Source organism: Sulfurimonas sp. (assembly GCF_018698455.1).
GTDB lineage: Bacteria > Campylobacterota > Campylobacteria > Campylobacterales > Sulfurimonadaceae > Sulfurimonas.
Map to the genome: position 1 here is coordinate 1 of NZ_JABIOQ010000074.1, position 9,189 is coordinate 9,189.

General features: G+C 30.1%; 12 protein-coding genes. All 12 read left to right on the plus strand.

The genetic code is table 11. The features are described 5' to 3' along the window. Positions 1–64: 64 nt before the first annotated feature. The 12 genes from HOG88_RS11270 (at position 65) to HOG88_RS11325 (ending at position 9,082) form a co-directional block, all read left to right on the plus strand. Positions 65–1,207, plus strand: coding sequence for a glycosyltransferase family 4 protein (locus HOG88_RS11270; RefSeq protein ID WP_295006211.1), 1,143 nt, complete (start codon positions 65–67; stop codon positions 1,205–1,207). Next, positions 1,208–2,074, plus strand: a complete 867-nt coding sequence (locus HOG88_RS11275; protein ID WP_295006213.1) for an NAD-dependent epimerase/dehydratase family protein — start codon at positions 1,208–1,210, stop codon at positions 2,072–2,074. 245 nt (positions 2,075–2,319) lie between these two features. Next, a complete protein-coding gene (locus HOG88_RS11280) occupies positions 2,320–2,556 on the plus strand; it encodes a nucleotidyltransferase domain-containing protein (RefSeq protein WP_295006345.1) in 237 nt (78 codons plus the stop codon). After that, positions 2,553–2,999 (plus strand): hypothetical protein, encoded by a 447-nt coding sequence (locus tag HOG88_RS11285; RefSeq protein ID WP_295006215.1) that lies wholly within the window; start codon positions 2,553–2,555, stop codon positions 2,997–2,999. The genes HOG88_RS11280 and HOG88_RS11285 overlap by 4 nt, the downstream gene beginning before the upstream one ends. A gap of 58 nt (positions 3,000–3,057) precedes the next feature. After that, complete coding sequence (locus HOG88_RS11290) at positions 3,058–4,239, plus strand: AAA family ATPase (RefSeq protein ID WP_295006217.1); 1,182 nt, start codon at positions 3,058–3,060, stop codon at positions 4,237–4,239. A 196-nt stretch (positions 4,240–4,435) separates the two neighbouring features. After that, positions 4,436–4,687: a type II toxin-antitoxin system Phd/YefM family antitoxin gene (locus HOG88_RS11295; RefSeq protein ID WP_295006219.1), complete on the plus strand. Its 252-nt coding sequence runs from the start codon at positions 4,436–4,438 to the stop codon at positions 4,685–4,687. A gap of 95 nt (positions 4,688–4,782) precedes the next feature. After that, on the plus strand, positions 4,783–5,040 hold the full coding sequence (locus tag HOG88_RS11300; protein ID WP_295006221.1) for a type II toxin-antitoxin system Phd/YefM family antitoxin: 258 nt from the start codon (positions 4,783–4,785) through the stop codon (positions 5,038–5,040). Then, positions 5,024–5,308: a type II toxin-antitoxin system RelE/ParE family toxin gene (locus HOG88_RS11305; RefSeq protein WP_295006222.1), complete on the plus strand. Its 285-nt coding sequence runs from the start codon at positions 5,024–5,026 to the stop codon at positions 5,306–5,308. Before HOG88_RS11300 ends, HOG88_RS11305 begins: the two co-directional genes overlap by 17 nt. Beyond that, positions 5,308–6,270 (plus strand): glycosyltransferase family 4 protein, encoded by a 963-nt coding sequence (locus HOG88_RS11310; protein ID WP_295006224.1) that lies wholly within the window; start codon positions 5,308–5,310, stop codon positions 6,268–6,270. Before HOG88_RS11305 ends, HOG88_RS11310 begins: the two co-directional genes overlap by 1 nt. 230 nt (positions 6,271–6,500) lie before the next feature. Next, positions 6,501–8,021 carry a UDP-N-acetylglucosamine 4,6-dehydratase family protein gene (locus HOG88_RS11315; protein WP_295006226.1) on the plus strand — a complete coding sequence of 507 codons (1,521 nt, stop codon included), beginning with the start codon at positions 6,501–6,503 and terminating at the stop codon, positions 8,019–8,021. 48 nt (positions 8,022–8,069) lie between these two features. Then, entirely contained in the window at positions 8,070–8,261 is a 192-nt protein-coding gene (locus HOG88_RS11320) for a hypothetical protein (RefSeq protein WP_295006228.1), read from the plus strand. A gap of 5 nt (positions 8,262–8,266) precedes the next feature. Continuing rightward, the gene (locus tag HOG88_RS11325; RefSeq protein WP_295006230.1) at positions 8,267–9,082 is read left to right on the plus strand and encodes a DNA ligase; all 816 of its coding nucleotides are present in this window, start codon (positions 8,267–8,269) and stop codon (positions 9,080–9,082) included. Positions 9,083–9,189 lie beyond the last annotated feature (107 nt).

Genomic DNA, 9,189 nt, shown 5'->3' on the forward strand with positions numbered 1-9,189 from the left:
AAGATAAAGTCGGTAAGGAGTCTTTTAATAAGCTTGAAGATTATCTCTCAACTGAGCTAAATATATGAAAAAACTAGTCATAATTGTTACCGTTCCGGTTGTTTTAGAAACATGGTTGAAGGGACAAGCAAAGTTTTTGTCAAACTACTATGCTGTTGAGATAATTACGGCACCTTCGCACACAATCCCTAGTATAGCAAGTTATGAAAATGTATCTATAAAAACTATGGACTTTAACAGACAGATTAATTTTTTTAAAGATATAAAGGTTTTAATGCAACTTTGGCTTTATCTTTTAAAAGAGAAACCTTCAATTGTCTATACTCTTACTCCTAAGGCTGGTTTACTTGGTATGATGGCTTCTTGGCTAAGTGGAGTTAAACATAGAGTTCACTGCGTTGTAGGACTGCCTCACCTTGAAGCAGCGGGGAATAGAAAGAAAATCTTGACTATAACTGAGAAAATAACGTATTTTTTCTCCTCAAAAATATACTGTAATAGTATAAACTTAAAAGAGATTGTCGCTAGCATGACAAGTAAAAGTGTAGATGTTATTGGTAATGGTTCTGTAAATGGTGTAGATACTGAGTACTTTAAAGTTAGCCTGACAAGTGAAGAAAAAACTCAAGTCTTAAAAAATCTAGGGTTTAAAACAGATGATTTTATTATAACTTTTGTTGGACGAATTGTTAAAGATAAGGGAATCAATGAGTTACTCAATGTTTTTAATGACTTGAGTTTAAAGTATGCAAATATAAAACTATTACTAATTGGCGATTATAAAAATGAGTCTGATCCAATTTCAGAAAAAAGTATGAAGATAATTGATGAGAACTTATCTATAAAATACTTAGTGTTTCAAGAAGATGTTGGCATATTCATGTCTATTTCAAATCTTTTTGTTTTACCTTCCTACAGAGAAGGTTTACCAAATGTTTTAATTGAAGCAGGGAGTTATGGCATACCACTTGTCGCTACAAATATTAATGGATGTAATGAAATTATCACTCATAATCAAAATGGAGTTTTAGTTAGGAAAAAAGATGAAAAAGATTTGTCAAATGTTATAGAAAAGTTTATTACAGATAAAGAGTTTTATCAAAAGATTAAGACAAATATTCGTTCAAGTATAGTCAGTCGGTATGATCAAAAATACTTTTTTAGTGAATTATTAAAAGAGTTTCAAAATATAGAGAGTACAAAGTAGATGAGCTTGCTCATAACAGGTGCAAATGGTTTTGTTGCTGGTTATTTTTTAAAGAAATACAGTAGAAAATATAAGATAATACGCTTTTCATTTAGGAATGATGACTTAGCCGGTCTGGACTTAACTTTAGTAGACACCATTATTCATCTCTCAGCTCTTGTTCACCAGATGGGTGGAGCTAGTAAAGAAGAGTATGAAAAAGTAAATGTTACACAGACACTAGACTTAGCAAAAAAAGCTAAGGAGAGTGGGGTAGAGCATTTTATCTTTATGAGTAGTGTTAAAGTCTTTGGTGAGGAAAGTGATGGTGTTTACAATGAACAAACTGAGTGTCATCCGCAAGATGAATATGGAGTGAGTAAGTTAAATGCCGAACTTGAACTTACTAAGCTAGAAGATGATAGTTTTAGAGTCTCTATTATCAGAACACCAATAGTATATGGGCATGGTGTTAAAGCAAACATAAAGAACCTTGTGTCTCTTGTCAATAAAGTTTCAATACTACCATTTGCTGATATTGAAAATAAACGCAGTATGGTCTATATTGGAAACTTATGTCATTTAGTGGATATGATAATTGAAAAAAAAGAGAGTGGTATATTTTTAGCATCTGATGATGAGGCTATTTCTACTACAAGACTTATAGAGCTTATAGCAAAAGAGTTAGATAAAAAAATATATTTGGTTAAAATTCCATTTTTTGAAACTTTACTGAAGGTTGTTAAGCCGTCTTTTCATAAGAGACTTTATGGGAGTTTAGAAGTTGACAATACTCTTACAATGAAAAGGCTTTTTGGTGAGGCTAAAGCCACACTTCCGTATAGTGTTGAGGATGGGATACGGTTGATGATACAGGGTATTAAATAATATATAAGTGCAAATGAATCTAAATCTAAGATTAGAATGATAGCTCATTTTTCATTTGCTACTGTTGGATTATGATTTTATTTTTGTGTTTAGTAATATTTACCTGATATTTGGGGATTCGACTTTAGTCGTATAAAAATGTGAATGTTGAATTGGGTACAATAAGTTTAGATGTTTAGTTTGGGAGAGAAAATGCGATTATCAAAGAAACTATTTTAATTTTAAAAGAGACTATTTTTAAATATATTAATAACCCTAAAATCATTCTTTTTGGAAGTCGTACCGATGACAACAAAAAAGGTGGAGACATAGATATATTGGTTCAAACGGATGAAAATGTTGACCTAAGAAAACAGATTAAAATATTAGCAGAGTGTGAAATAAAAGGAATAAGTAGAAAAATAGATATGCTTTTTCAAACACCTTTTACACAAGATCAAGCCATATTTAAAACGGCTATGAAAGAAGGCATACTGCTATGATTAATGATATTTTAGAAAAAATAAATTTACATAAAAAAAGAGCAAAAGCGGCATTAGAAGAGATAAAAGAGTGGGAAAGCTTAGATTCTGAAATATTTGAAAATTTTGAAAAGATTAAAACGATTGATACTTTTATCTATAGATTTATAAAACTTCAAGATATGATGGGTGAAAAATTATTTAAAGTATTTTTAGATGAAATTGGAGAGTATAAAGATAATATGTCTTTATTAGATATTTTAGATAAATTGGAAAAGTTTGAGATATTAAAAGACTCTATGCGTTGGATGGAGTATAGAAAATTAAGAAATAAATTAACTCATGAATATCCAAATAATGAAGATGATGTTATTGAAGCACAAACTCAGTTTACACAATTGTTAAATCAAACTGTTTTCATTGTAGATAAAGTTATATGTTGGATTATGAATATATTTACTTGATATAAATATCAATATTTGGTATACTTTATTTGACTTATATATCAAAAAAGGAAGCTAAATGATTCAAGAAGCTAGAGAGTTACAAAATCTACTTTTAAAAAAACAAAAGATTAAATATAAAAGATATTTTTTTAATAAATTTGATTTTGATAGATTGAGTGGAATTATTGGTGCGAGAGGTGTTGGTAAAACAACTTTTTTGCTTCAATATTTAAAAGAACATAACTTGCCATTTTCAAAAAAGCTTTATATTAGTGCTGACTCTATTAAGATAGATTCATTATTTGATTTAGCAAAAGAGTTTCAAAATAGTGGTGGAAAACTTTTGATTATAGATGAGATACACAAATACAATGGTTTTGAAAATGAGCTAAAAAAGATTTACGATTTTTTAGAATTACAAATTATCTTTAGTGGTAGTAGTGCTTTGCAAATAGATAACTCCAAAGCTGATTTAAGTAGAAGAACAATTGTATTTGAAGTTGAGGGGCTTAGTTTTAGAGAATTTTTAGAATTGAAAAATGATATAATATTGCCGAACTTTACATTAAATGATATTTTAGACAATCACATCGATATAGCTTATGAACTTTTAGAAAAGTTTGAATTAAATCAATTTAAAGAATACTTAGAATTCGGTTACTATCCATTTTATTTCGATAAGCAATCAAGCTACAAAATCAAACTAAATGAAACTATAAATACTGTATTAGAAGTAGATATACCATCTATTTTTAAAATAGAATATCAAAATATTCAAAACTTAAAAAAACTACTTTTAATACTATGCCAAAGTGTGCCATATACTCCAAATGTAAATGAATTGCTAGGCAAAATGGGTATGGGAAGTGACTATAGAAGTTTATATAGGTATTTGGATTATCTTCATAAGTCAAAGATAATTACACTGCTTAGACCAAAAACAAAGGGAGATAATCTCTTTAGCAAACCTCAAAAGATATACTTTAATAATTCAAATTTACATTATGCCTATTGTGATAATCCAAATATAGGAACTATTAGGGAAGTGTTTTTTAAATCAATGCTATTTGAACATTCTTTAGTAGTCGCTAAAAAAGGTGATTTTTTAATAGATGATAAATACATCTTTGAAATTGGTGGTAAAAATAAAAATTATAAGCAAATAAAAAATTTACCAAATTCCTATGTAGTATCAGATGATATAGGAATAGGCAATGGCAATAAGATACCTCTTTGGTTATTTGGGTTTATTTATTAAAAATCTAAATCTGTACTATCTATAGCACCCTAATTAGTCAAGACAACATGCGAGTTTAGAAGTTTGGTGAGCCTAAAGCCACACTTCCGTATAGAGTTGAGGATGGGATACGGTTGATGTTGTACCTAAAGGTATTTTTGATGGTCTATTTTTATTTTATGATACAATACCGTACAATAAACTGTAAGGAAATAATATGCAAGTAGTAAGTTTAACAGAAGCTAGAAATAATTTAAAATCAGTATTTGATAGTGTTTATATAGATCATGAAGAAGTAATCATACATAGAAAAGGTCATGAAAATGTTGTAATGATTTCGATGGATGAGTATAACTCTATGAAAGAAACAAACTATCTTTTGAATTCGCCAGCAAATAAAAAGCAACTTCTGAGTTCGTTAGCTGATGCAAGATCAGGTAAAACTTTTGAAAAAGATTTAGTAGAATGAATATCTCCTGGACTGATAAATCTTGGGAAGAATATTTAAATTGACAAAAAGTATGAAAAAAAGTATAATATTAGATACTAAATAAAAGGATATTTATGCAGCCTATCTTAGCAAACTATACGGCGAGTATCACAGAACTTAAAAAATCACCAACACAACTTTTAAAAGATGCAGGGGATGAAGCTGTTGCGATACTGAATCATAATGTAGCTAGTGCTTATCTTGTTCCTAGTAGTCTTTATGAGAAAATGACTGATATCATAGATGATTATTACATATCTAAGATTGTTGATGAGAGATTAAATGATTGTGAAGAGCCTGTTAGGGTAGATATAGATGACTTACTTTCTTGAGTTCCATCCAAAAGCTTTAAAGGAGTGGAGTAAACTAAACCATACAATAAAAATACACTTCCAAAAGAAACTAAAAGAACAACTAGAAAATCCACGAGTTATAAAAGATAAACTTAGTGGCTATAAAAATGTGTATAAAATCAAGCTACGAAATATAGGTTATCGTTTGACTTATGAAATAAAAGATGAAAATATTATTGTTTATGTTGTAAGTATCGGAAAGAGAGAAAACAACAAAGTATATGATGATTTAAAAGATAGAATATAATGATTTATATAATACTTTTAATAATCTCTTTTTCTCTTACATACTTCATAAAAAACTACTATATTAAACATGCACTTCTTGAAGAGATAAATGAAAGAAGTTCACATACTGTTCCTACTCCTCATGGTGGAGGGATTGCCATTATCCTTGTATGGTTCAGTGGTCTTTTTTATCTTCATTTTACAAATGAGATAGACTCTTCACTCTTTTATGCACTTCTCGTAGGTATAATTATCTCAGTTGTAAGTTTTTTTGATGACTTGTATGAGTTAAGTCCGAAGCTTAGGCTTATTGCTCAAGCTATTGTGGCATTTGGCGGACTTTATTTTCTTGGTGGTTTTGAGCAACTCAACCTTTTCTTTTTTACTCTAGAAAATCAAATTCTTACAAATATTTTTGCATTTTTTATGATTATATGGTTTATAAATCTTTATAACTTTTTAGATGGTATAGACGGCTATGCAGGAAGTGAAGCACTATTTTTGTCCATTGCTGCGTTTATCCTCTTTGGTGGAGCACATTTTTTGGTCTTGGCCGTAGCTGTTCTTGGCTTTTTAGTATGGAACTGGCACAGAGCAAAAATCTTTATGGGTGATGTAGGGAGTACTCTTCTTGGGTATAATGTCGCTATATTTACGATTTACTATGCAAATCAAGTGAGTACAAATTTTTGGATATGGATAATTCTTTTTGGCCTCTTTTGGTTTGATGCAACTTTAACACTATTTAGAAGATATAAAAATAAAGAAAAACTTTCACAGGCCCATAAGAAACATGCTTATCAGCGGCTAGTACAAAGTGGCTTATCACATGATAAAGTTGTCCTCTTTTCTTTAGGTGTTAATGCTATGTTATTTATAATGGTGTACTTTGCTCCTTCTGTATTTATAGCATTACCTCTAAGTCTTATAGTGATGTATGGATGTGTGAAGTTTATTGACACTAAAAAAGGATTCTCTTGATACTACATCCCTCAGAACTTAAAAGAAAGACCTTTTTTATACTGTTTGATATAATTATTATAATTATTTCAACATTGATTTCTTTTGAGCTTAGATTTGATTTTTTTATTCCTCAAATGTATAATAGTTCTATTCTTATTACTATAGCAACTCTCATATTAGCACGCATTTCTCTTTTTTACTATTTTAGAATTTATAACATTAGTTGGAGACACTTCGGTTTTAAAGATATGACTACCCTTGTATATGTGACAGTATTTTCTACTGTTTTCTTGCTTTTAGTCTCTTATTTACTAAGAACTACTGAGTATATAGTTCCGCGATCTATCATTCCTATAGAGTTTTTTATTTCATTATTTATGATTTTAGCATTGAGAGTTTCAAAGCGTTTGTACTTACAAAGTTACAAAGTTAATGTTGATGGAAAAAGTACAATAGTGATAGCTGACTTAGATAAAGCAAATGATATTCTTAGAACTATAAACAACAAGGACAGTGACTACTACCCAGTAGCGATTATAAATGATAAAAATAAAAATATAAAAGTTAATGGTATTGAAGTGTATACTTTAGAGAAGTTTATATCATTAGATATTGACTGTGATGTAGCTATTGTTGATGAGTCCATAAATCTTGGTAGTGTTTATGAAGAGTTAAATGCCATAGGCATCATAAACATTAAAGTCGCCAGCGATTATGGAGATTATGGAGCAGAGATTAAAGATGTATCAGTAGAAGATCTACTCGCTCGCCATCCAAAAGATTTAGATAAAGATAAAGTTAAAGATTTCATAAAAGATAAAGTCGTACTTGTAACTGGAGCAGGTGGGAGTATAGGGAGTGAAATATGTCGTCAGTGTGAACTCTTTGGCGCAAAAATATTAATACTTCTTGATAATAGCGAGTATAATTTATATGCGATTGAAGAAGAGATTAAACTTATTCAAACCATCCCAATTATGCAAAGTGTTGTTAATAAGAAGTTGATTGATACTACATTTCAAAAGTATAAGCCGGAGATTGTTATTCATGCAGCGGCATATAAACATGTTCCACTTGTTGAAGCAAATATTACCGAAGGTATCATAAACAATATAGTTGGAACTAAAAATATCATTGACCTTTCAATAAAACATGGTGTAGAGAAATTTGTTATGATTTCAACAGACAAAGCGGTACGCCCTACAAATGTCATGGGTACTACAAAGCGCATCTGTGAACTCTATGCTCAAAACTCTAATGGAAGGGGTACAGACATTGTCGCCGTTCGTTTTGGCAATGTACTCGGTTCTAGTGGTAGTGTTATACCTAAGTTTAAAGCTCAGATACAAGCTGGAAAGAACATAACCGTTACTCATCCAGATATTACACGTTACTTTATGCTTATTCCAGAGGCCTGTGCTCTTGTTCTTCAAGCGGGTGCCATTGGAAGTGGCGGAGAGATATTTATTTTAGATATGGGAGAGCCTATAAAAATAGTTGATTTAGCACAAAAAATGATAGAGCTTAGTGGTAAACCAAATATACAAATAGAATTTTCAGGTCTAAGACCCGGTGAAAAGTTATATGAAGAGTTACTTATAGATGACAGTGATGCTTCAACCGACTATGAGTCTATTACTGTAGCACATCCTACTCCTTATGATATAAAACAGTTAAATCTTGATATAGAAGAGTTATTAGCTTCTTCTAATCAACTTGGAGTACTTAAAAAGATTGTTCCAGAGTTTAATCATCAAGAGAATAAATAATTGTAAATATATTATAATACTCTTAAAAGAACTATTAAGGATACTCTAATGACTATATCGGCAAATGAGATAAAAAAACATGGTGTTACAATATTTGATGATATGTTAAAAAAATTTGATGAACTGATTATCAATGTACGTGGTAAAATAATTATGCAGTATCGAGTACTAATAGACTTTATCATAAAAAATAATGAGATTATACCTATAGATATTGGAACTCATGATGAAGTTTATTAGTTGATATGAAATATTTCTTACTTCTTTTCCTTTTTACATCACTTTTTTCACAAGAAAGAACTCGTGTAAAAGAGCCAGAACTTTTACTTTTAAACAAATATAATACAGATAAAAATGTAAGTGGCTGGTATATGAGTGAGAAGCTTGATGGGGTTCGAGCTTATTGGGATGGAAAACAACTCATCTCCAGAAATGGAGTTGTTTTTACTCCACCTCAGTTTTTTATAAAGGATTTTCCTAAAACAAAACTAGATGGGGAACTTTGGAGTAAACGCAGTGACTTCTCCCATATATCTTCAATAGTAAACACACATAAACCTACAACTAACTGGAAAAAGCTAACTTACAACATCTTTGAAGTCCCTAACTCAAGTGGGAACTTAATGCAAAGACTAACTACTGTAAAAGAATCAAAATATATAAAACTCATTAAGCAAATAAATGTAAAAGATAAAAACCACTTAGATGAATTTTTAAAAAGTGTAGAGCAGCTTGGTGGAGAGGGGATTGTCGTTCGTGATGGAAGTTTAGATTATTATGCTTCTAGAAACAACAGTGCTTTAAAAGTAAAAAGTTATCAGGATGAAGAGTGTAAAATTATGTCTTATACTGATGGAGAAGGAAAAAACCTAGGAATGATAGGCTCTTTAGTTTGTAAAATGCAAGATAAAAAACTTATAAAAATTGGAACGGGATTAACTAATGAAGAGAGAAAAAATCCTCCTAAAATAGGAAGTGTGATTACATTTAAGTACTATGGTCTCACATCAAAAGGAAACCCTAGGTTTCCAGTATATTTACGAGAGAGAAAAAGTTTTTAAGACTAGCTTATAACATGAGCCACAAATTTACTCATATTATCCATACTTGACTGACAAATTTAAACTAGATATAATACTTCTTATATTAAGTTTTAGATAATTTTAAA